Consider the following 22,900-nt stretch of genomic DNA (forward strand, 5'->3'; position numbering starts at 1 on the left):
CAACGCTCGCCTTGGGACGCAGTCATTAATTCCTGGCAATAAAGGAGATGCCTGCTCAGCGGCAGGCATGACACATAAAAAGGCGGCTTAGAGCCGCCGTTTTTGTTTAGTAGTTGTAGCTTGGATTTTTGGATTCGCCGGGGAGGAGCTGTCCGGGGCTGGTGCGCTCCGCATCGCGGCCTTTGAAATTCGGATTAAGCTTCTTGATTTCGCGAGATTTCACTTCGGCCTGAACATCAATCAAGTGGCGTTCCCATTCCTGAATGGCGCCATCAAGTTCCTGACGCGCATTAAGCATGAGTTCCTTGAGTTGCATGAGTTCAATCATGCGTTCGCGCTTCATCACCCAGAGTTCCTGTTCTTCGGGCATGCGTTCGATATTGAACAGCAAATTCAAATACTTTTCTTCGGCTTCACGGTACGCTTTGTACGTATCTTCGTAAACGAGATTACGGTCATCGGCCATGGTCTGCTGCGACGAGACATGCGTTGCGCAGCCAATGAAATTCAAAGCGACAGGGAGAAGGAAGAGAGGGATTGTCAAACGCATAAAATAAAGGTACAAAAAATAATAAGCAGAACTTAGTTATTAGTCAATGGTAATTAGAATGTAGCCATGACATTGAAAGGAGATGCCTGCTCGGTGGCAGGCATGACATTGCAATTTATTCAGCGGCGTCGGGGATGTCACGCTTGGTGTTGTAAAGTCTTTCGTACGAGATGTGGCTCGTGAACGTGACAGTATCCTTTGTTTCGGGGTGGATCATCGTGTGCGTTCCGACCTTGACTTCACGTTCCTGGCACGGGAGACCCGTTTCCGGTTCAATCATGACTTCGAACTCGGTGCGGTATTCGCCCTTGAGGCCTGCTGTGTAAGCCTTAAACTTGTCCGGCACAATCTTGCTACCCACGTGCTGTTCCCAAATGAAGTACGGGAAACTTTCAGTTTCTTGCAAGTAGACGACGTAGTCCAAACACTTGCGGTGGTCGCGATTCGTAAAGCCCTTCGTCACCACGGAGTCCACCTTGATAAGCGCAAAGTTCAGGCGCCCCTGCTGCTTGAGGAGTTCAGTCACATTGCCCTTGACCGGCACGACGCCCTTGAGCAAGTGGTCCATTTCCCAGCGGTGCTTTTCCAAACGCTTGAGGTGCGGCTTGAATTCAGGATTCAAGAGCTGATCGCGCCAGCGGCTCGGCATCGGGACATGGGCAAGCAGCGTGTCATAGCCATCATCAATGCCGGTAAGGCTCGTCACATTGCGGTCCACGGCAGCGATGTTCACTTCCTTGATGCGCCAGGCGAGTTCCGTCGGCATAAAATTCTTGAGGTATCCGCGAGACTTGTCAATCACGTAATTGCGCTTGACAAACGTCGTATCGCCTTTTGAAGAGTAGTTCAAATCGGCATACGTCGCTGTAATCGTCCCCATCTTTTCTTCGCCCTTCAAGTCCAGCGTCGCATAAAAGCTTTCGGTGTACATTTCGAGCGTGACAGGAGCGTTTAATTTATAGTCAACGGATACTTCAGATTCGCCACAAGCAGTGAGCATTGCAGCGACAAACATTCCACTCAAGAATTTTATTTTATTCATCAAGATAACCAATTATTGATTGACAATAGACAGCTGTTTTGCTGCGATTAAGCCCCTTTCAGAAGAGACTTCGACAACGACTGTTCCCGGGGCCTTGAGCTTCGTCATTTCGCGGGCGGTTGCATAGCCACCACGACGCGAGCGAGCTTCAAGAGTAAAAGCTTCCATCTTGTTCGTCACACGGAAATCGTGTTCCCAAAGTTTTTCGCCCTTATTCGTGAGCGAGCCTTCGTAGAAAGCAAATTTCAATGTGTTAAAGTCGAAACCCGTTCCATAACGCAACTGGATGATGAGTTCATCAGCCATTCTGAAAACGCTACCCGTATCGGCAACATAACCCACAGCCGGATTCCATTCACGGCCACAGGCGATAATGGGTTCGGATTTTGAGCAACCTGCAAAAAGCCCACCCAAGGCTAAAGTTGCAAGCATAACGACTTTCTGTTTTCTGTTCATTGTATCCCTCTCTTTTTTGCCCAACAGCACTTTCCAAAATAGCAAAAAACTATCTGTCAAGTACAAACATCATCTCAAGATGGGGCGTTTGAGGGTAAAAAGCAAAGCCTTCGGCATGAGAAAGGGCAAATCCGGCCTCGGAGAACTTGGCGAAATCGCGAGCAAGCGTCACCGGGTCGCAAGAAACGTAAATCAGGCGGTTGACAGAGCTTTTCACGATGGCGGTCAAAGCTTCTTTGGGGAGCCCCGTTCTCGGCGGGTCTACGATGAGGGTTGCGGGGACTTCGACGACGTTTTCGACGAGCCAATCTTCGGCAGGAGCCGAGACGTTTTCTACAGCACAAGACGCCGCGCGATTTTCAGAGTCACAAGAAGCCGCGCAGTCTCGAGATGCCGCAGAATTTTCGGGAAACGCCGCCGGAACAGACAAATTAACTTTCGCGTGTTTAAAGCAACCTTCTTCGCGTTCGACAGTCGTAATCTTCTTGAACTTGTCCTGCAAAATACAGGCAAAGAAACCGACTCCGCTGAACAAGTCAATCAGCCAAGCGTCAGAGGACTTGCCACTTGCCAAGCCTTCATCTACAGCCTTGCGGACCGATTCGACAAGTTCTGGCAAAAGCCCCAAATTGCTCTGGAAAAATACGGATGCGTCCGCTTCGATTTTGCGGCCTGCAATTTCGACATGGCTCACGGCATGAGCATCGAATTCGGACTTGTGCATTCCTGGGTAATAGAATGAGATTTCGCCAGCACCGTTATCGAAAATGTTCACATCGACATCGCGGCGATCGCTCGGATTGCGATTATCCGCGAGAAGCGTCGCGGCAGGTCCACGCAAGAATTCATTCAAGCCGTCCGTGAGCACGGGGCATTTTTCAAACGGGACGATGTTATTGCTTTCTTCACCACGGAAACCAAAGGCAGCTCGTTTTGCAGCACCATCGCGATCTGCAGCACCATAACCGGAATTGCCGCGGAACACGACTCGGGCACGATTCCTGTAACCCCAGGCATTCCCTGTGTGAATGACAAAATCTTCGGGCAGTTCCGCATGAGCGAGGCGCTTAAAATTTTCACGTTCGACTTTTTCAAGATATTCCGCTTGCTTTTCGGAAGCCAGATGCTGCAAGCTGCAACCACCGCACTTGCCGTACAACGGGCAAAGCGGTTTTACTCGATCGGGGCTTGCTTCCAGGACTTCGACAATGCGGCCCTTGGTAAAGTCCTTTTTCTGGAACGTGAGGCGCACCTTGCAGAGTTCACCCGGTAACGCTCCCGCCACAAAGCACACGCGACCATCTTCCAAGCGCGCCATGCCCTCGCCCCCCTGCACCATCTTTTCGATGCGGAGCATCAAGCATTCACCGCGCGGCTCACGGCTAGAGTCACGGCGGTCATTATTGCGATTCGGACGAGAATTACCTCGATTAAAGCGGTCTTGTTTCGAGTGATTGTTTCTGCGGAATTCTACCATAATTGCAAAAATAGAATTTTTACGAGCCCCTCACGAGAGGGTAATGCCCAATCAAGTTGGGCATGACAAGGCAATAACATGTAAACGACATTACCGTATTTATGCATTTCATCACGTATATCTAATAGTCTGTCATTATTACCATATTCAAATTGCATATTTTTTCTAAATTGTCGCCCAATGGAAACGACATCGATAGTTTTGCCTAGTGCTCTCACTGCCGCGAACAGCAAAAAGCTGCTTTCGAGTTGCAGGAGCGCCCTCACCAAAGGGGAGCTTCATCTGGACGGATCAAGCCTTGCCTCGATGGACTATAGTGCCGATGCCTTTTTTGCACTTTTAGCGGAACTTTCCGAAAAGACGGGCAACAAGCTCGTCCTCGAGCACTTTCCGCCCGAAATCAAGCAGCATTTGCAGAACCTCCGCAAGATGGTTCCGCCCGAGAAGCCGCAGCGCGAGACCAACAACATCCTCGAAATGATGGGTGGTGCCGGATTTTCGCTGCTCAAGGAAGTCTTCGAAGTCCTCGTTTTGCTCTTTACGGCAATTTACTGGACCATCGTCGGACCGTTCGACAAGGGTAAAATCCACTTTGGCGGTATCACGAAGCAGATGTTCAAGTCGGGCAGTGAAGCCATGGGCATTTGCTTCTTGTTCGTAGGCCTCATCTGCCTTACGATGGCTCTCCAGAGTTCGGTGATGCTGAATGCGGTCGGTGGCGGCTCTTACCTCGCTTCGGGGCTTGGGTTCCTCATTTTTGCTGAAATCGGCCCGCTCCTCACGACGATTATTTTGGCAGGGCGTTCCGGTAGCGCCATGGCGGCAGAAATTGCAAACATGAGCGTCTGCGAAGAAGTCAAGGCATTGAAGTCCATGGCCATCCCGCCGGTGCAGTACCTCGTGGTCCCGCGTTTCATTGCCTTGAGCATCACGACGCCGATCCTCTCGTTTAGCGCATCCATCGTCGGTAGTTTCGCCGGGTTCCTTATTGCGTATTTCTTCTGCGATATTTCTTTCTCGAACTACATGATGGGGCTTCGCGACGGCATCGACCCGATGACGTTCCTCAAGAGCACTATCAAGGCACTTGTATTTGGCTGGATTGTAACGCTCATCGCCTGTAACAAGGGCCTCAACGCCCACGGCGGTGCAGAAGCGGTCGGTAAAGCGACGACTTCAAGCGTCGTTGCAGCTATTTGCACGATCGTGATTTCGGATACCCTTTTCGCCTTCATTTTCTACTAGAGGTCAATATGGACGAAATTCTAAAAGTTGACCATTTGAAAGCGAGCTACGGCAACGAGACTATCCTCAAGGATATTTCGTTTGGTGTGCGTAAGGGCGAAATCCGCATGGTGCTCGGCAGTTCCGGTTGCGGTAAGTCGACGCTTTTAAACAACGTGCTCAAGTTCATCAAGTCCGATGCGGGTACGATTACGTACTTCGGAAAGTCGTTCGGCCCGCAAGAAGGTCTCGACAGCGAAACGCGTATGCGCACCGGCGTGCTCTTCCAGAGTGGCGCTCTGCTTGCGGACTTGACCGTCGCCGAAAACGCGATGCTCCCGCTCAAGCGTAGCATGCCCTACATGCCCAAGAGCCAGATGGAAGCGATTGTCGCAGACCGCCTCGAGAAGGTGCACCTGCTCCACGCGTTCCACAAGTTCCCCGGCGAGATTTCTGGCGGTATGAAAAAGCGTGCAGCACTTGCCCGCGCGATTGCGCTCAAGCCGGAACTTCTGTTCTGCGATGAACCATCCACAGGCCTTGACCCGGTGACTGCCCGTTCGCTCGACGAACTGCTCCTCGAACTGCGCGACACGCTCGGCGTTTCGATGGTGATTGTGAGCCACGAACTCGAGAGCATCAAGATTGTCTGCGACCGCTTTGTGTACCTCAAGGACGGCTACGTCCTGAAAGATGCGACTTTGAAAGAAGGCATGGAATCTGACGATCCCATCCTCAGGCATTTCTTCAATAGGCAATGCCCCAAAGAATACAATGACGAAGACTTTTACCACTTTGACTTTATTGATTGAGTTGGAGAAATAATGGAAACCACCCGATCCGAAAGAATAAAACTTGGCGCATTTATGCTCTTTTGCGGAGTACTTATTTGCGTGTTCCTGGGTTACGTGCTCAAGCGTTACCTGAGCGAGCAATTTGACAACTACTACACCATTTTCGACACGGACGTGAACGGACTTTTTGTCGATGCCAAGGTGAAGTTGAACGGTATCTCCGTCGGTAGCGTCACAAGCATCACAATCAACGAACAGGACTTGAACCAGGTCGTCGTTGCGTTCAAGGTAACGCAAGGAACACCAATCAAGATTGGCACTCGTGCAGGACTTACCGCAGGCATGAACCTCACCGGCGAAAAGCAGGTGATCCTCTCTGGCGGAAGTTTCAATGAACCGAACGTTCCTGAAGGCGGCCTCGTCCCGGCTGCAGCCTCAATGTTCGACCAGATTACAGGCCAAATGGGCGACCTCTTTGGCAAAGTCAATCCGATTGTAGACGGGCTGGTCCGTGTGCTGAATCCAGAAAACGCCGAAAGCATTTCTCGCACACTCCAGAATCTCGAAAAGACGACCGCAAACTTGAGCTACATAACGGCCAATCTCGGAAAGCCGCTCAACAACATGAGCAAATCCGCCGCTTCGCTGCAGAAGATTCTTGCAGAAATCGAAGAAGCAAAGCTCGCCGCCAAGACCGAACAAAATCTTACAGTGCTCAAGGAAAAGCTCGAAGCGATCGACACCAAGGGTTTGAACGAGAACTTGATGCAGACCGCCGAATCGATGAACAAGCTCGCCCAGCGCGTGGATGCAATCGTTTACAAGAACGAAGACCAGGTCGGAAATGCCATGGATGAACTCAACACGATTCTTGAAAACCTCGAAGAATTTTCACAGAAAATCAAGAACAACCCGTCTGTACTTATCCGTTCCGAAGGCAAGAACGGTCGCTAAAAAGGAGAAACCAAGATGTTTAAAGCAAATCGTTTGTTGGCAGTCGCCGCCCTCCTTTCCGCATTCACGCTTACGGGTTGCCTCGGCGGTTCGACCGAACCTTCCCGCTATTACACCGTTTCGGCAGAATCCATCTCCGTCGCAGGCGCTACTAGCGATACCCGCGTACACGTCAAGAAATTTACGATTGACCCGGCCTACCAGCGCACGAACATTGTCTATCGCGAATCTCCGTACGACTTCATGTTCTACGATCTGGACCTTTGGGCAACTCGCCCGGAACAGATGCTCACGCAGGTTGCAGGCGAATACCTGATCAAGAGCAACATGTTCAAGTCCGTGGACTTGAAGCCGATGGGCAAGCCAGACTTTGAATTGCTTGGCAATGTCGATGCGATTGAAGAAATCGACGAAGGCAGCTCGCAAGAAGCTCACCTCGCCGTGCAGCTCACGTTCCGCAAGGTCGGTGAAGATGCTCCGCTGTGGGAAAAGCGTTACGACGAACGCCAGAGCATGAGCAAGCGCGATGCACATTCTGCAGCCGAAGCGCTCTCGAAGCTCTACGCCAAATATATGCAAGACGCACTCGAGAACATCTCGAAAGTGAAATAATAAATCGCGGGCTTTGAGCCCGCTTTTTTTGCAATTTTATACTACTAAATTTCAATTTTTATGGCTTTAGTAGCACAATTTTTACTTTATCTACATCAAATTTGTTAAAATTTCAAGATTTTATGCTACTAAACAAGTCGTTTACTGCTTTTTGTAGCATATCACACCTCGGCAAAACCGAATTTTCGCTCAAATCAGATTAGTTTATTTAAAAATCATGCTATAAAAAGCAACAATTCTGAATTTTAGTAGCACATTTTTGCAAAAATTGACCTAGTACACGTCCATTTTAGCACAACAGATTATTCCCGTCTAATAGTCGGGACGCTTGCGAGCAATTTTTTCGTGTAATCGTTTTGCGGATTCGTGAGGACGATATCGGCGGGGCCGTGCTCTACGGCATGCCCAAAGTACATGACCAGAACTTCGTCGCTCAAAGCACGGACCACCTGCATATCGTGGCTGATAAAGAGGATGCTGAGCCCGAGTTCATTACGCAAATCGTCGAGCAAATGCAAAATTTGCGCCTGCACGGACACGTCCAATGCACTCGTCACTTCGTCACAGAGCAATACCTTTGGGCGCACCATCAAGCTGCGCGCAATGCACAAGCGCTGGCGCTGACCGCCCGAGAATTCATGCGGGAACTTGTCCATTGCCCCTGCCGGGAGCGAAACACGTTTCAAAAGCTCTACCGCACGGGCGCAAGCCTCGTCATACGGAACGCCACGAGCAATCACAGGCGCCGTCAAGATTTCCGTCACCGTCTGTCGCGGGTTCAAGCTGCTGAACGGATCCTGGAAAATCATCTGCACCAGGTCCGAGACGCGTACAAAATCTTTTCCGGTTCCGGCCTTGCCGCCGTTCACCGGTAGTCCAAACAAATTAACCTTACCGCTAGAAACCGGCACAAGCCCAACTAAAGACTTCACGAGAGTCGACTTTCCGCAGCCAGACTCCCCCACAATCGAAAGAATCTTGCCTTGCGGGAGCGTGAACGAAACGTTATCTACGGCAGTGAAATAATCCTTGACCTTGCTAAAAACGCCCCCGCGAATCGGGAACTTGACCGTAAGCCCGTTTACCTCGATGGCAGGCACCGTTTTATCAAAATTTTCGGTATTCATCAACCATCCAATTCAGCAAGGGCGTCCTGAACGTTCTTTTCAGTCGCAATCAAAATCTGGCGGCATTTGCGCAAAAGCTGCGTAGCCTCTTGAACCTCTACAGCAAGTTCATCAATTTCCATCTCGGAATTGTCGATTTTCGAGAGAATTTCCTCTAAACGCTCCATTGCGTTTTTATATTCAAAATTTTGCGCACTCATGTTCACGAATATAGTTAGATTTATACCAAATGAATTTGTTCAATCGTTCCATTTTACCGTTTTTTATAGTCTTCACCTTTTTAGGCCTATTTCTTGTCGGGTGTCTTGATGCACCGGACTATCCCAAAGACATACGCCCTGTAGAATCCATCATCGTCATGGTCAAGCAAAGCCATAACGACTACTCGACAACGCTCAAGGTGAACCCATCAGATACGGCAACGATTACAGCATCCATCACGCCAAAAAAAATTGAAGATGAAATGACCTACGAATGGTTTTATGAAACCGATGGTCAAAAAGAACTCCTCAAACGAGGCCAGCAATATTCATTTTACCCCACCCGCTCAGACAAGAACATCCCAAACAAACTTATCGTAACCGACGGCGACGACAACAAACTCGTGTTTGATTTCACGATTATCATCAACACAGCTCCGGTTCTTTCGGATTCAACCATCCCTGCTGACGGCGACACACTCTACGGCACAAAAGAATCGGCATTTCTTTTTGAATGGTATAGCTTCGACATGGACTATTCCAACGGCGATACACTTTTCCATACTCTTGAAATTGATGGAAAGCCATACGAAGTCGGAACGCTCCAGCAAGTCAAGCAATCCGGCTTCAAACCAGGCGAGCACATATTCCGCATAATCGTCAGAGATCTCTATAACGATTCGGATACGCTAGCCTACAAAAAATTTTACGTCGTCGACACGCTGGAGGCAAAATGAAATTCATAAAATCATTCGCCGTTGCAGCAATTGCCTACCTGCTCCAGTCCTGCTTCAACACAGACGATTACATTTTTAACGAAGCGGATACATCAGAGATAAAGGTCGAAGCATCCGTTTCGAGATCGATTATCGAGACAACTCCTTTAACTAAGGCAGACACGTTTCTCATTACCGACACCGTCTACTTCTTAACGAGAATTACACCTAGCAAAGTCATAAAGCTCCAGAACTACCAATGGCTTATGGATGGCAAATATTGTTCCTCCGATTACAACTTCAAAAAGCAAATCGAAGAGCCAGGCCATCATAAATTCACATTTGTCTTAAAAGACCATTTTGGCGACATGCACTACGATTCCGTGGACGTCTGGGTAGCAGGGCACCCGACATTAAACGATAGCGCCTTCATCCCGGCAGAGGGGACGCAAGCCATAGACCCAAACGAAACGGTTTACTTTACATGGAGTGCAAAAACAGAAGGCATTGACCTCAAGCACCACTACCACTTTACATTGAGCGAGCAAAAATTTGCAAATACCGAAACAAATTTTTCAACAATCGACACCATCTTAAGCGAGCCCCATTTCACACTTCACAACAAATTAAATCCTTTTACAAAATATAACTGGACCGTTCAAGCCTTTAACGAATATAACTTTGCATCCGCAGAATCCATCGAAAGTTTCTTTTACACAAAAGGAATTCCAGGAGAAGGCTCACTACAGGCAACCATTGACATTGGCCAAGCCACCTCTATTCCAATCCGTTTAACGCTAAAAAACAAGACGGACAAGCAGTTCAGCTACAAATTCAATCTGTCTAGATCAAACAACGAAATTTCCCTTGGAGCCATACCTTCCGGGAATTACAATTTGACAATCAAAACAGATTACCCCGACTTCGGCACAATCCAGCAAGACGTAAAAATAAACGACGGATTCGTTACAACAACAAAAAGACTAACATTAATCGATTCCATTCCACCTACCATTTATTCCATCAGCAAGCTCGACACGATTGTTTTTGAAGACACGCTCCGATTTGTCGTCAAAGACGGTAGCAAGGCCATCTCAAACCAAAACATTATAGTCCGCCTCGAAGATGAACTCGTCGCAAACCATTTCTACAACGACAGCATCTTAACGGTCGTCCTTAAAGAAACGGACAAGAGCTGGGCATACCGCATTCTCTCCGTTTCGGCAGTTGACGGTAGCAACAACGGAACCGCAAAATACTTCTACATTAGGCCAAGTACGCTCTGGTTCCAGGCAAATGACGATACCACCATTGATAAAGATGGGATTATCACCATGTTCATCTACGATAGGAATCCGTATGGTTTTAAAGTCGATTCCCTAAAATTGTTCAACCTCACCAAAAACGAGACCATCATTTCTGTCCCGAGCACAAATAACACAGGGCATTTTTCCGCAGAACTTGAAGCAAGCTTATTTGATGAAGAACAAACGATAGAGTCTACCGTCATCTACCAGAACGGCATAAGACAAAGCAAGGCTTGGAAACTGTACGTTAAGGATGCTGCAACGAAAAAGGAGGAAAACTAATGAATCGTAAATTTTTCTCGCTTTCGTTAGTCATTCCGGCAGCATTCTGGATGGCAGCATGTTCTGATTCCGAAATAAGCTCTTCGGACATTTCCACAATCACGCAGTCCATATTCATCGTTCCCGAAGGATACACCGGAGAACCTTATAACCGCAGCTATACTTCGGATGAATTCTACGTCAACGTCAACGAAAAAATTCGCATCTGTGGCGTTTATTCTATCGACGGCAAATATGTATCGACTGAAAAGGCGATGCCTTACTACAACACGCACAAATGGACCATCGATAATGAAGAAAATCATGGATCGTCGGTCTACTACAGTTTTAGCAACGCAGGCATACATAACGTAACGTTTGAAACGGTCGACCATCTAGGCGACACGTTGATTTCGCACGCCAAAATTTACGTCAATACACCAGCCAAAGTTACACTGCTTTCTCCAGCGAACAATTACAATCAAGTCGACGGCGATAATGAAGATGGCCTTGAACTCGCCTGGAGCGTTTATGGCGTAGATTCCTGGGAAACTGCATCATGCATTCTCTATGCAGGTTACGACATCAACTCCGTCTGGAATTCACCTCTCGGCAAAGCAGATTGTTTCCAAAGCATCAATCTGACAGGCAAGCTTGATCTTTATAAAAACAATGTGATCGATTCTTCAAGCAAGAGTACAAACAATACCACGATATACTGGGGCATAAAGGCGACAACCGAAAGCAAAGAAGGATATAACGACCAGGCATTCAGCGACATTTTCAGTTTTTCGACAAAGTTGCATAACGAAGGCGATGCCATCATCCAAATTCCTGTTTCGTGCCTATACAGCCAATTCCCTGAAAAATTCCAGCTGACGGGAATATTCATTTCGTCTGCAGGCGACACGCTTTCGGCCATGTCGACATCAAACTCAATCATCCAGGAAACGCTCCCCCCGCAATCAAACCTGAAAGTCCTCGTATGCGATGACATTCGCAAGGAATACGGTTGTGATTCCATCATCGTTGATCTTGCTCCAAGTACAAAGACCATCACAGACACATTGTTCTTGCGCGACAGAACCAAGCCCAACATGATTCCTGTCGAAACTGAATTACATACCATTTCAGCTATACGTTTTTACATACTCGACAACGGTTCAGGAATCAACGCCTCGAAAGTCCAAGCCGTCATGAACGGCGACACGCTTGAAACAAAATTCGAGGACAACATCCTCTCTTTCGAAAACACATGCCAAAAAGAGTGCAATCTCATCATAAGCGCCGAAGATTACGCCCGCAACAAAGTCCCCGAAGTTTACTGGAAAATCAAAGTCAACAAAACCGGGACATCAATATCTGGGCCTTATGCAAGAATGGAGGACAACGAATGATCCAGAAGACCTCCCTTGCCATAATCGTTTTATTATTTGCACTTTGCGGCAACGTTTTTGCACAGAAAACGCGCTATTTACAAGTTTCAACGAACCCATCAACCGTTGACCTGTATGTAGGCAAAGTTCTTCCTGATTTTGCAAGCAAGCCCGATTACACATCTCCTGCATTTATACCGGTTCCCGAAGGCAAGGACAGCGTAATCGTTTCATTTTTCCACCCCGATTATGCAGATACGACAATAAACATTGCGCTTGCCGCAAACGATACGTCGTTCATCATCGTGGCACTCCGCCAAACTTATGATGATGACATTCTTGTACACAACCAAGATTTGCTAAAGCACAGAAACAGGCGCATTTTTGGCGGGTATCTTAAGTGGGCATCTATTGCACCCTTTACCATTAGCGGGATTTCTGCAATAGTCTCGCTTTACAACATCAGTAAAGCGGAAGACCACAAAAAGGCAATGGAAAAAACGCATTTCAGAACCGAAAAATACGAGCGCCACATGGAAGATTTCAAGAATCACAAAAACAGAGCCGAGACTTCCAAAACGGTTTCGAAAGTATTTTTCGCAACAGGTCTAGCATTCCTTACCGCAGGCTTCGTCCTTTCATTCTAGGTAAAATATGAAAAAGATTTTCTTACTCCTCGTATTCGCCCTAACAGCCGCCTTCGCAGAACCCGAAGGAGTGTTTGTCGATGTAGAACTTATGTCTGGCACGCATCAGCGAGCTAAATTCCTAGGCATCGAAAACGATACTGTAAGCCTTGGCGGTTACATTCAGAACAAGTTTACTGTTGTCAAAATTGCGAAGAAGCAATTCAAGAAAATCGTAGACGAAAAAGGAAACGATTTGCTGAACGAAACGTCCAAGCCACAGGCAACGGACACCGTCGCAAGTTCTTCGAGTGCAAAAGTTGATACAAAGCAAGCCGCGATTCCATCGTCCAGTTCAGAAGCCCAAGCGCCGATTGAATCACAGGCTCAAGATTCCTTAGAAGCAGCCCCAAAAACAGAAGAAATAGAAAAGCCGACACCGCAACCCATCAAAACAGTACTTGTTGCATACACTGCAGAAGGTATCGAGCCATCTATCGCCGACCAGTTTACAGGCCTTACCGCGCGATTGCTCATGGAAGCCGGCGAAAAGACGCAAGTAATTCGCAAAAGCGACATCAGCAACTGCGACGACAATATCTGCATTCAAAACGAACTGGCCGCGCATGGTTTTAGATCTATTTACTTTGGTGAAATTGTCCAGAATATCAAGACGGACAGTCTGACGTTAAACCTCACCCACGCCTTCTATGAAGATTCTCTCCCGATGTTGCATAGGTCTAGCGTAAACGTTTCAAGAGCATCTGCTTTTGGCGACGCCATTACGAACAACAAATTAAAGAACCAGTTGCTAGACGCCCAAGGCAAGGAAACCATCAAGACCAAGAAAAACAGGACTTACATTCACATCGAAACAGACCCCGATGGCGCTACGATTTCTCGCTCTGAAAAAGACGCCATATGCAAATCGCCCTGCACATTCGTCACGTCGGACACTACAAAGTTTACCGTCCATGCTTACTGGAACGTCGATAGGCACCTTTGGGGCGCAAGCACAAATATCACACCGCTCCCGGGTGACACGGTCCACGTTTCGCTCAAGCTCAAGCGCGTCACACCTGAAATCAGGATACTGACATTCCCAGAAGGTGCAAGCGTCTATAAGGCTGGCGCTCCAATTACAAAGCGCTCCAAAGCCATCGCCAAGACTCCAGAAAAAATTCCAGTGTACAACATGGGCACCGACAGCCTCTTGATCCGCAAAGCGGGTTATCGAGATACGCTCATCAATTTCTATGTGGCCCCCGTCTCGCAAATCGACTTGAGCGTTGACCTTGAAAAATTAACGGACTTCGATGAAATCGAGAAACAGAACAAGTGGCTGCACGACAAAAAGATGCAAACGATTGGCGAAGCCATGATTGGCGGTGCCGCAGGAACAATCCTCATCGGGTCTTTGCTCATGTACTTTGCTCATTTGGACTACAGCGATGCCGAAGACATCAAGTCAGACCTTAAAATTCCAGGATCTGCAAAAGGCAAGAATTATCAGGACAAAGTCAAAAAGAACAAGAAGCTTGTAGACCAGGGCGACAACAAGGCCATCGCGGGTAGCATTTTGTTAGGTACAGGCGCCGCCCTCCTCGGCGTCGGACTTTACTTCTATTTTTAAATTTCTAAATTTGCCCCAATGAAAAATACAGCCTTTAAAACAACTATAGCTTTAGCTCTCCTCTTTACTGCATTTACATTCGCGGCCGATATCGTTTCTGTAGACGCTGCAAGTGCTGTCACAAGCACCACTGCCGATACTGCAAAATCGACAGGCATTTACAATCAAATTATCGATTGGTACAATGACAACCTGAACTACGGAACAATTACGCTTTTGATGGCGATTGAAAGCTCGTTTATTCCGTTCCCGTCTGAACTTGTCGTACCGCCCGCCGCTTACAAGGCTTTACAGCCGGGTTCGGGTCTCAACATCGCACTCATCGTGTTCTTTGCAACGCTTGGCGCACTCATCGGCGCATACATCAACTACTATCTTGCGAAGATTCTCGGTCGCCCGATTATCTACAAGTTCGCCGATAGCCGTCTCGGACACTTCTTGCTGCTTGACGTTGAAAAGGTTGAAAAGGCCGAAAACTACTTCCGTGAACATGGCGCCATTTCGACATTTGTCGGCCGCCTCATCACGGTCATCCGCCAGCTGATTTCCATCCCGGCGGGTCTTGCAAAGATGAAGCTTGCTCCGTTCACGCTCTACACGTTCCTCGGCGCCGCCATCTGGAACTGCGTCCTCGCACTGCTTGGTTACTTTGCCCACGGACAAAAGGACATTATCGAGAAGTACAACTCCGAACTCGCCATCGCATTGCTTGGCTTCGGTGTACTCTTCATCGGTTACATGGTCTGGAATGCCATGAAGCCAAAGAAAAAGCAATAGACTAGAAATTGCAATTTTTGACGCAGCGGTTATTCTGGAATTCCGCTTCTAGAGTGACCTTGCCAAAGGTGTAGCGGTGGTACGGTCCATGGCGAAGCCCTCGTTCGAAACGAACGTCTTCGTGAATATTGCCCTTTTCGTCATAGAACTTCACGACGCCATGAATTTGGCCATTGACATAGGGAATTTGGCGACGGAGCTTACCGTTTTCATCCCAAGATTCCATCATGCCATTTAGCTCGCCGCGACGATACGTCTCGCGGCTTTTCTTTTTGCCGTTTTCGTAATAGACAATGCTAAAGCCTTCTTCTTCACCATCTAGGTAGCCGACGGTCTCGTGTAGCGTTCCGTTCTCATCATAGGAACGTAAAACCCCATCTAACTTGCCATCCCTATACGGGGCTTCAACGGCTAATTTTCCGTTCGGATGGAACGAAAGAGCCATCCCTTCGCGAACATCAGTACCCTTTTTGACCGTGTAAATTCGGGCCAATTGACCATTCTCATACGTCGTGCGGACCGTATCTAGCGCCATATTGGCAGGCTTTGGCGCCGCAGAGGCCGATATTACCGTGCCCCCAATCACTATACACGCCAAAATTGTAAAAAAACGCTTTTCCATCGCATTATAATGTAGCATTATCCATTTAGATTATGTATTTTGTGAGCGTCATGAACGTTACTTTTTTAAATCCCCCCTTCCACCCGATGTTCAGTCGGGAATCTAGGTCCCCGTGTGTTACGAAGTCCAGTACGCTTTACTGGCCCATGTTTTTGAGCTATGCTGCCGGCGTTTGCGAAGCCGACGGTAATGAAATCCAGCTGATTGACAGCCCCGCCATGGAACTTGACCTCGCGCAGACGCTCGAAGGCATCAAGAAGTTCGGCCCGGAACTCGTTATTTGCAGCACTAGCACCCCGAGTATTTTGAATGACCTCAAGGTTGTCCACGCCATCAAGCAGGAAATGCCGAATGTGAAGGTGGCCATCATGGGTACGCACGCGACCGCCGAGCCACTCGAATCCATGGAAATGGAACCGTCTTTGGACTACGTGGTGATTGGCGAAGCCGACTACACCTGTAGGAACCTCGTCCGCGCCCTCCGTGGCGATGGCGCTCCCGTTGGTCAGTTTGCAGGTCTTGCCTACCGCACCGCCGAAGGCAAGGTGGACTTCCAGCCCGAAGGCCCGAAGATCGAAAACCTGAACGAAATCCCGTGGGTTTCCAAAGTCTACCGCAAGCACCTTTACAGCTGCTACAAGAAGTACTTCTACGGTGCAAACCTGAACCCGCTCATCGTGATTTTGTCTGGCCGCGGTTGCCCGAACCACTGCAGCTACTGCGTGATTCCGCAGACGCTCAACGGTCACAAGTTCCGTCGCCGCGATCCGAAGGATGTTGTCGACGAACTTCAGTACATCAAGGAAAACTTCGAAGACTTAGGCGAAGTTTTCTTTGAAGACGATACGTTTACGGCAAGCCACGAACACGTGCGCCAGATTTGCAATTTGATTCTCGAACGTGGTCTCAAGATTACGTGGAGCTGCAACGCCCGTGCTGATGTGCCGCTCGATTTGCTCAAGCTCATGAAGAAGGCCGGTGGCCGCGAAATGTGCGTGGGCTTCGAAAGCGCCTCCCCCGAGGTTCTCGAAAAGATCCACAAGGGCGTGAAGAACACCGATAAGGCTATTGAATTTACGAAGAATGCCCGCAAGGCAGGACTCCTCGTTCACGGTTGCTTCATGGTCGGTAACCCGGGCGACACGCCGGAAACGCTCCGCATGACGCTCGACTACGCCAAGAAGCTGAACCCGAACACAGCCCAGTTCTACCCCATCATGGCATACCCAGGCACCGAAGCTTACAAGGAAGCTCTCGCCAGTGGCGCTTTGAAGTCGAAGGATTACAGCCAGTGGCTCGACAAGGACGGATTCCACCGCACCACGATCCAGCGCGGCGAACTCACAAGCCAGGCTCTCGTGGACTTCTGCGACAAGGCCCGCCGTGAATTCTACCTGCGTCCGAGCTACATCATTCGTCAGGGCATCATGGCCATCAAGAACCCGCGTGAACGTTACCGCGTTCTCCGTGGATTTGGCACGCTCGTGAAGCACCTGTTTAGGAAGCATGGTGAACTCGCCCCGGTCGCAAGACAGGCTCCGACTAATAAGCAGTAGAGGGAACCCCGAGGTTTCCCTCTAGACTCCCTTCCTTAGTACAATTACAAGATGTCCGCCACGTGCGGGCATTTTTATTTTGTATTTTATAATTCGAATTAGTTCACAAGAGGTTATTATGATTTGCAAAAAATGCGGAAGAGAATACGAAGACGATATGCCGAAATGTCTGTGGTGCGATGCGCCTAAAGATTGCGAACCCACGCCGACAGAACTCTATTGCGACTCTTACAAGGATTCTCCTGAAAAACTTGTAGACCCCAAACTTGAAAAATCTCTGCTAGACAACCTCTATCGTGGAAAGAGCGTCATATCGTGGACAAAATTTACGATTGTCTTGAACATCCTTTTACTCCTTGTAGAAATAAAAACTTTTGAACCCATCAATGCCGGGATTGAAGGCCAAAAAATCAACATTCCCCTGTCCAATGAATTCTTTCTGGCAGGTTTTATCCTGATCGGTTTTTTGCTCTTTATAGCAATACCCACGTGCGTGTACACTTGGAAAAACTGGGTATGGATTTACCACGCTCAAAAAACACAGGGCTCGTTCACAGAGACCTTCTTTGCGCCATGGGGAGCCATTTTATGCTATTTCATTCCTGTTGTGAATTATTTTATATTCAAAGACTTGCTTAAAAGTCAAAACAAGACGTTAACGATTCTAAGCGGCAACGCAAAGCCCATCCCAAGCAAAATGCTGAATGGATACCTCGCCATCAACATCATCATGCCCATCTGTAATTTCGTGAGTTTCTACAACAACAATGAAGTGACCTATTTGCTTCTTGGGGCCATTTCATGGATCATCTTCATCATCTGCAATTTAAAACTCATAAAGGCAGCAATGAACAACGAACGCGAATTGCACACATTGCTTTACAACAATGAAGTAAACCACAAGGCTGAAGAACTCATTGCCCAGCGCGATGTAGAAAATCAAAACGCAGACCTGGCCTAGATGCATCTCTAAATTTCAGGAGCGGCCCACAGTTTTGCAGGCCGTTTTTTTTGTACAATTTTTATGACCACAAAGCCGAAGACATGTTATTTCAGTCGGTCAAACTTTTTCATTTCTTTGTCCAAAAACGTATCGACATATTTTGCATAAATAAGCGTTGTGTCTAGGTTGCGATGGCCAAGGAGCTTGCTCGTTGCCGGGAGCGGGATTCCAATCGTGATGCAAGTTGTAGCAAAGGTATGTCGAGCCAAGTGGCAATGGATATGCTTGTAATGCCCAAGCTTTTTAGCGGCTTTGCGGAGCGTGCGATTGAATGTCGAATTGTCCACCACATGGAACACACACCCAGAAGTTAGCGGGTTCGGGAGCAACAGCCGCGCCTGCACAGGAATCGGGATGTACACAGCCTCGCCCGTCTTATGCATTTGCTTACGGATTTTCCAGTCGAAAATTTCCGAGGCATCAAGCGTACGCAAGTCCCCGTAACGGAGCCCCGTAAAACAGCTGAACAGGAACACGCGCATCACGTCATCTTCTGCCCGCGTCAAAGCATAACGCGAATCCATGTAATTCAAATAAAGTTGTTTCAGTTCACGCAACGTCAAAAATCCACGACGCGAGTAAGCCCGCCCCACTTTCACATTTTCAAATGGGTCACCCAGAATCACTCCATCAGCCTTCATCTTGTTGCAAAAAATACGGAACACCGAAAGCGCCTTGACCACAGTCGCTTCTTTATTGTGGAGCGTTTCCAAGTAGCGCTTGTAATTCCGCACCGTCTCGGAAGTCACATCTTTGCATTCGAGCCCCGGCTCAAAAAGCGCTATTTTCTTTAAATTCCAATAATACGTGCGTACCGTCAAAGGCGCGAGTTCATCGGCATCCTTCTTTAAATAGTCTAGCGCACAGTCCAAAAAACGCATAAAGCCTCCAATAGTTTAAATGAAGGCTGAATTTAATCACGTTTTTCAATTATTTCGACTTCTGTTTAAAACATCCCATATTCATAGATTATATTTATACTAGCGATTTATTACACATTTTTTAATGGAGGGAGCCATGAACGATATTATCCAGGCGGTAAACATCTGTATAGACTTGTTCAGCCTTTCCATATTGTTCCTCATTTTGGTTCTCCTCTGGGTCGGGCATTGGCGTAACGACAGGCTTCAGTACAACTTTACAGGCATGATAATCGCCTACCACGGCGTGATTATCACGTACACCATCATCCACTTTTGCGACGGTGAACTTTCGACCCCAGTTTATACCATTGTCGATTTAGTCAGCTTTGTTTCAAGCGCCCTATGCATCTACTACTTTTCGCAGTACGTATTTGCATTCCTCGAAAACAGGAAATGCGAACTACGTAAAATCATGCGCTATACCATTTATGCGCTTTGCGTCCTTGACTTTTTGCTGAACGTCGGCGTAGACATCTCTACAGGCGACATTACCCGCGACTGGACTTCAAACGAGACAATCGTTTCTTGGCTTGCCACAGGCGTTTGGGGCATTCTCATGACGGGAATCATCATTTATTACCGCAAGCAGTTTGGACTACGGACTTTTACCTTCTTTATCATCTACTTTATTCTGCCCTTTATTGCAGGCTCGGCAGCTCCGTTTGTCGAAGGGATCCGCGTGGATATCGTCAGCGTGGTCTTCGTAATTGTCTGCCTTTTTGTCGGTGTTCAGGTCAGCGAAAACACATCGCATAAAATGTTCGAAAAGCTGAGTTTCAACGACGCCATGACGGGACTTTTCAACAGAAACTACCTTGTGATGCACCCCGACGATGTGAAGCGCAAGCTCCCATGCAGTTACGTGATGTTTGACCTAAACCACCTCAAGGAAATTAACGACAACTACGGACACAGCAAGGGTGATGAATACATACGAAACTTTGCCGAGATTCTAAAGAAGATTCTCCCCGAAAACGCCGAAGCCATCCGCACCGGAGGGGATGAATTTTTGGTGATTATCCCCAAGTTCAACCGCACCAAATGCGAAGCTTTCTTGAACCGTTTCGTTGAGGAGTCTAGGCAAACTCAGGTTCAGGGAATTACGGAAAGCGCGGCCTACGGCTTTGCAGTCCGCACAACGGGCATACAAACCGAAGACGAAGTCATTGCCGCCGCCGATAAGCAGATGTACCAGCAAAAGAAGGCGTCACGGGAAGGACGAACGGAGTAAGCGTGATTACCATCCAAATTCAGTCAACTCGTCAATTTCTTTTGAGGAAACAGAGCCATCTTTTTCCGAATCGTTTTTCATAATCCCGACATGTTTTCCGCTTTTAAATTTAACTTCAAAATCCTTTTTGCCAGAAGGACAATACTGAATCTGATTCCCGTCCATCAAGCCGTTCTTGTATTGATTAACGATATACTTTTTCCCCGTCGGGAAATAGCGCTTGTCATAGCCGTTTCTGACTCCTTGTGAAAACTGGATTTCGCGGAACAGCTTTCCATCGGGGAAATAAACTTTAAGGAGACGAACCTTTTTCGGAACGCGAATATCTTCGCGGGGAATTGGAAGTTTTGAAACATAAATTCCCTTTTGGGCATTTTCGGCCGTCAGTTCACTCTCTGAAAATTCATAGACGGAATCTGGCTTGCAACCTTTTTCTTTAACGAGTTTTTTCAACGATTGGATTTGATCAAACAGAACTGAATTCGTTTGAACAATCAGATCCTTTGAATTATATGTCTCATCCTCATAGCGCACAACAGAATCAGGGGTTGAACAATAATTAAAATGCCAGCCCCGCTCCATTAAATCCGTATGCCTAGATTGCACAAAAATTCCGCCCGGTTCACACATGCATCCGTTAAGTTCATTCCATTCCGTCTTTTTCATTTTCTCGTACAGAGAATCGTCAATTGCAGCAAAAAGCTTTGCCATCGTCGAATCTTTATTCAAATCAACAGCACTCAGCCAAAGGCCGTCTTCGCATGCGGTCGAAAGCGAGCAAGCACAAAATAAAAAAAGAAGTAAATTTTTCATTGCTTAAAATTCCTCTTCAGCACAATCAAGTATAGCATCAATATCGCCTTCAATGCGTTTCATAAGGCTATCCGCAGGCAATTGTTCCGGCGTTTTTGATTTTACGACTTTGGGTTTCGCCGTTTGCCCTTTGCATTGGGGTTCCGTAACTTCGCGCAACGGTTGCCAATCAGAACAAGCGTAACCTGAAACATGCATTCCTTGGAAATCACTTAAAAGAGGCGTCAAAATGCGCATTTCCTGCCATTTCCCTTTGAAAAAATTGCTTCTCGTAAACAAGCTCCCAGTTCCCCACAAATTATTGACAGTCGTAGTTTCGGTTTTTCCCAAAAGCGATTTCACATTCTTTATTTTCGATTCATCTAGCTTCTTTTCTTCGCCGGGATTCACATAAGAAATGGGGAACTCGCTAATTTTGCCATCAACCCTCAATTGAACAAATCCATCATAATCAATTGCAGCCTGGATTGGAGAAATCACAAATTCGTCTTCTAGATATTTTGAACGCGAATGATAAGTAAAATCAAACGCTTGCGGAACATCGTTTTTACTGTAATGAATATTTAATTTGTATAGTTTCGAACAATTATGAGGCGGTCTTGGAGGCTGTTCCATCTGACATTTTTTCAAAAGTCTTTCTTTAAACGGTTTATCTTCCATAGCCATTAACAAATCAACGACATCTGTTTTTTCAGCATATTTTCCATTCCATCCGATTTCACAAGATTCGTCGATGTGAAATGAGCCTTTGTATTCATCACCCATAAAGCAATCGGCAAGAAACAGGTATTTTCCGTTTTTTTCAAAGAAGTCTTGGTCCGCTGACACAGTAGGCAAAAGTTCGATATCTTTTACTATCGTTTGAATATCCTTTATATGCAAGTTGCGCAACTTAGACATTGTTACGCCTCCCAAAGAATCATTATCAGGCGTATAAATGCTGCACAAATAATTTTTGTTATAGCTGTGGATTTTTGCAGAACGGATTATGTTTTCGCAAATTGCGGTATCTACTTGATCGGGATAATAAATGAATTCTATTGATACAGGGAAACACCATGAGCCACTTTTCTTCAAACAGCTCCGTTCAGACCAAATATAAACAGAGCGAACTTTGGTTTTTACGCCATCAATAACCCTTACGGCATCATGTCTTCCGATCTCACTAAATTCATTCGGGTTTTCAGGATGCGAAAACTTTACCGGATACCAATCATGCCAAAACCACGATGGGGTAAAAGTCATGAGCGTATCCCCTAAAGGAGTTCTAATGTGATAAAACTCATAATCAGGAAAACTGTCCACGGAATACCCTTTAGGCAAAGCTAAACGAAAAGCATTCGTAACATAATAGTTCTTTGCAGCAACGGGAAATTCATTTGATTTTGAGCGGGCAACAGGATCCTCGTTCGTTTTTGAACAGGAAACTAAAAGGACGGCAAAAAGGATTGCGGCAAAAGCGCTTTTGAATTTCGGAGACAGCTTCATCGTAGTATAAACTACATAAATTAACGCGCCGATGGAAAAAAAATAGCCTATGGAGTTTGTCCATAGGCTTATTTTCTTTGAAAAAGGTGATGCCGTCCCGGAATAAATCCGGGATGACATGGAGTCCGGCAT

The 22,900-nt window shown here is 47.2% G+C and carries 23 protein-coding genes; 13 read left to right on the forward strand and 10 right to left on the reverse strand.

The annotated features are described in order from the left end of the window. Positions 1–106: 106 nt before the first annotated feature. The 4 genes from B7991_RS09995 to B7991_RS10010 form a co-directional block, all read right to left on the reverse strand. A complete protein-coding gene (locus tag B7991_RS09995) occupies positions 107–550 on the reverse strand; it encodes a hypothetical protein (RefSeq protein WP_141099865.1) in 444 nt (147 codons plus the stop codon). Positions 551–665: 115 nt separating this feature from the next. Continuing rightward, positions 666–1,592 (reverse strand): hypothetical protein, encoded by a 927-nt coding sequence (locus B7991_RS10000; protein ID WP_088630700.1) that lies wholly within the window; start codon positions 1,590–1,592, stop codon positions 666–668. A 12-nt stretch (positions 1,593–1,604) separates the two neighbouring features. Next, positions 1,605–2,048 (reverse strand): hypothetical protein, encoded by a 444-nt coding sequence (locus tag B7991_RS10005; protein WP_088630701.1) that lies wholly within the window; start codon positions 2,046–2,048, stop codon positions 1,605–1,607. Between the two features lie 49 nt (positions 2,049–2,097). Beyond that, positions 2,098–3,525 (reverse strand): class I SAM-dependent RNA methyltransferase, encoded by a 1,428-nt coding sequence (locus B7991_RS10010; protein WP_088630702.1) that lies wholly within the window; start codon positions 3,523–3,525, stop codon positions 2,098–2,100. Positions 3,526–3,705: 180 nt separating this feature from the next. Here B7991_RS10010 and B7991_RS10015 point away from each other — a divergent pair, with 180 nt between their 5' ends. From B7991_RS10015 to B7991_RS10030, 4 genes are read left to right on the forward strand one after another with little or no spacing between them, the layout of a single operon-like run. Continuing rightward, positions 3,706–4,770 carry an ABC transporter permease gene (locus tag B7991_RS10015; protein WP_088630703.1) on the forward strand — a complete coding sequence of 355 codons (1,065 nt, stop codon included), beginning with the start codon at positions 3,706–3,708 and terminating at the stop codon, positions 4,768–4,770. Positions 4,771–4,778: 8 nt separating this feature from the next. Next, entirely contained in the window at positions 4,779–5,561 is a 783-nt protein-coding gene (locus B7991_RS10020) for an ABC transporter ATP-binding protein (RefSeq protein ID WP_088630704.1), read from the forward strand. A gap of 12 nt (positions 5,562–5,573) precedes the next feature. Beyond that, positions 5,574–6,497 carry an MlaD family protein gene (locus B7991_RS10025; RefSeq protein WP_014546865.1) on the forward strand — a complete coding sequence of 308 codons (924 nt, stop codon included), beginning with the start codon at positions 5,574–5,576 and terminating at the stop codon, positions 6,495–6,497. A 15-nt stretch (positions 6,498–6,512) separates the two neighbouring features. Further along, complete coding sequence (locus B7991_RS10030; RefSeq protein WP_088630705.1) at positions 6,513–7,109, forward strand: ABC-type transport auxiliary lipoprotein family protein; 597 nt, start codon at positions 6,513–6,515, stop codon at positions 7,107–7,109. Positions 7,110–7,411: 302 nt separating this feature from the next. Here B7991_RS10030 and B7991_RS10035 read toward each other — a convergent pair whose 3' ends face one another. Both B7991_RS10035 and xseB read right to left on the reverse strand, forming a co-directional pair. Then, positions 7,412–8,236, reverse strand: a complete 825-nt coding sequence (locus B7991_RS10035; protein ID WP_088630706.1) for an ABC transporter ATP-binding protein — start codon at positions 8,234–8,236, stop codon at positions 7,412–7,414. Further along, positions 8,236–8,403, reverse strand: coding sequence for an exodeoxyribonuclease VII small subunit (gene xseB / locus B7991_RS10040; RefSeq protein WP_235002902.1), 168 nt, complete (start codon positions 8,401–8,403; stop codon positions 8,236–8,238). Before xseB ends, B7991_RS10035 begins: the two co-directional genes overlap by 1 nt. 62 nt (positions 8,404–8,465) lie before the next feature. On the opposite strand from xseB, the gene B7991_RS10045 reads away from it, so the two are divergent. From B7991_RS10045 to B7991_RS10070, 6 genes are read left to right on the forward strand one after another with little or no spacing between them, the layout of a single operon-like run. Then, positions 8,466–9,173 carry a hypothetical protein gene (locus B7991_RS10045; protein WP_088630707.1) on the forward strand — a complete coding sequence of 236 codons (708 nt, stop codon included), beginning with the start codon at positions 8,466–8,468 and terminating at the stop codon, positions 9,171–9,173. Further along, positions 9,170–10,741 (forward strand): hypothetical protein, encoded by a 1,572-nt coding sequence (locus tag B7991_RS10050; protein ID WP_088630708.1) that lies wholly within the window; start codon positions 9,170–9,172, stop codon positions 10,739–10,741. The genes B7991_RS10045 and B7991_RS10050 overlap by 4 nt, the downstream gene beginning before the upstream one ends. Next, a complete protein-coding gene (locus B7991_RS10055) occupies positions 10,741–12,117 on the forward strand; it encodes a hypothetical protein (protein ID WP_088630709.1) in 1,377 nt (458 codons plus the stop codon). Before B7991_RS10050 ends, B7991_RS10055 begins: the two co-directional genes overlap by 1 nt. Beyond that, a complete protein-coding gene (locus tag B7991_RS10060) occupies positions 12,114–12,743 on the forward strand; it encodes a hypothetical protein (RefSeq protein WP_088630710.1) in 630 nt (209 codons plus the stop codon). Before B7991_RS10055 ends, B7991_RS10060 begins: the two co-directional genes overlap by 4 nt. Before the next feature lie 7 nt (positions 12,744–12,750). Beyond that, positions 12,751–14,355, forward strand: a complete 1,605-nt coding sequence (locus B7991_RS10065; RefSeq protein WP_088630711.1) for a hypothetical protein — start codon at positions 12,751–12,753, stop codon at positions 14,353–14,355. Between the two features lie 18 nt (positions 14,356–14,373). Next, positions 14,374–15,132 carry a DedA family protein gene (locus B7991_RS10070; protein WP_088630712.1) on the forward strand — a complete coding sequence of 253 codons (759 nt, stop codon included), beginning with the start codon at positions 14,374–14,376 and terminating at the stop codon, positions 15,130–15,132. Between the two features lies 1 nt (position 15,133). Here B7991_RS10070 and B7991_RS10075 read toward each other — a convergent pair whose 3' ends face one another. Next, positions 15,134–15,667, reverse strand: a complete 534-nt coding sequence (locus B7991_RS10075) for a toxin-antitoxin system YwqK family antitoxin (protein WP_254917931.1) — start codon at positions 15,665–15,667, stop codon at positions 15,134–15,136. A gap of 173 nt (positions 15,668–15,840) precedes the next feature. Between B7991_RS10075 and B7991_RS10080 the strand changes: the two genes are divergently transcribed. Together B7991_RS10080 and B7991_RS10085 are read left to right on the forward strand one after the other, a co-directional pair. Further along, on the forward strand, positions 15,841–17,310 hold the full coding sequence (locus B7991_RS10080) for a radical SAM protein (RefSeq protein WP_254917941.1): 1,470 nt from the start codon (positions 15,841–15,843) through the stop codon (positions 17,308–17,310). Between the two features lie 118 nt (positions 17,311–17,428). After that, on the forward strand, positions 17,429–18,271 hold the full coding sequence (locus B7991_RS10085) for a hypothetical protein (protein ID WP_088630714.1): 843 nt from the start codon (positions 17,429–17,431) through the stop codon (positions 18,269–18,271). 86 nt (positions 18,272–18,357) lie between these two features. Here B7991_RS10085 and B7991_RS10090 read toward each other — a convergent pair whose 3' ends face one another. Next, entirely contained in the window at positions 18,358–19,194 is an 837-nt protein-coding gene (locus B7991_RS10090; RefSeq protein WP_088630715.1) for a site-specific integrase, read from the reverse strand. A gap of 136 nt (positions 19,195–19,330) precedes the next feature. On the opposite strand from B7991_RS10090, the gene B7991_RS10095 reads away from it, so the two are divergent. Continuing rightward, positions 19,331–20,467 (forward strand): GGDEF domain-containing protein, encoded by a 1,137-nt coding sequence (locus tag B7991_RS10095; protein ID WP_088630716.1) that lies wholly within the window; start codon positions 19,331–19,333, stop codon positions 20,465–20,467. Between the two features lie 6 nt (positions 20,468–20,473). On the opposite strand, the gene B7991_RS10100 is transcribed toward B7991_RS10095, so the two are convergent. Both B7991_RS10100 and B7991_RS10105 read right to left on the reverse strand, forming a co-directional pair. After that, positions 20,474–21,178, reverse strand: coding sequence for a toxin-antitoxin system YwqK family antitoxin (locus tag B7991_RS10100; RefSeq protein WP_141099866.1), 705 nt, complete (start codon positions 21,176–21,178; stop codon positions 20,474–20,476). Positions 21,179–21,283: 105 nt separating this feature from the next. After that, complete coding sequence (locus tag B7991_RS10105; RefSeq protein ID WP_217898056.1) at positions 21,284–22,888, reverse strand: hypothetical protein; 1,605 nt, start codon at positions 22,886–22,888, stop codon at positions 21,284–21,286. Positions 22,889–22,900 lie beyond the last annotated feature (12 nt).

Source organism: Fibrobacter sp. UWB3, assembly GCF_002210405.1.
Classification (GTDB): Bacteria; Fibrobacterota; Fibrobacteria; order Fibrobacterales; family Fibrobacteraceae; genus Fibrobacter.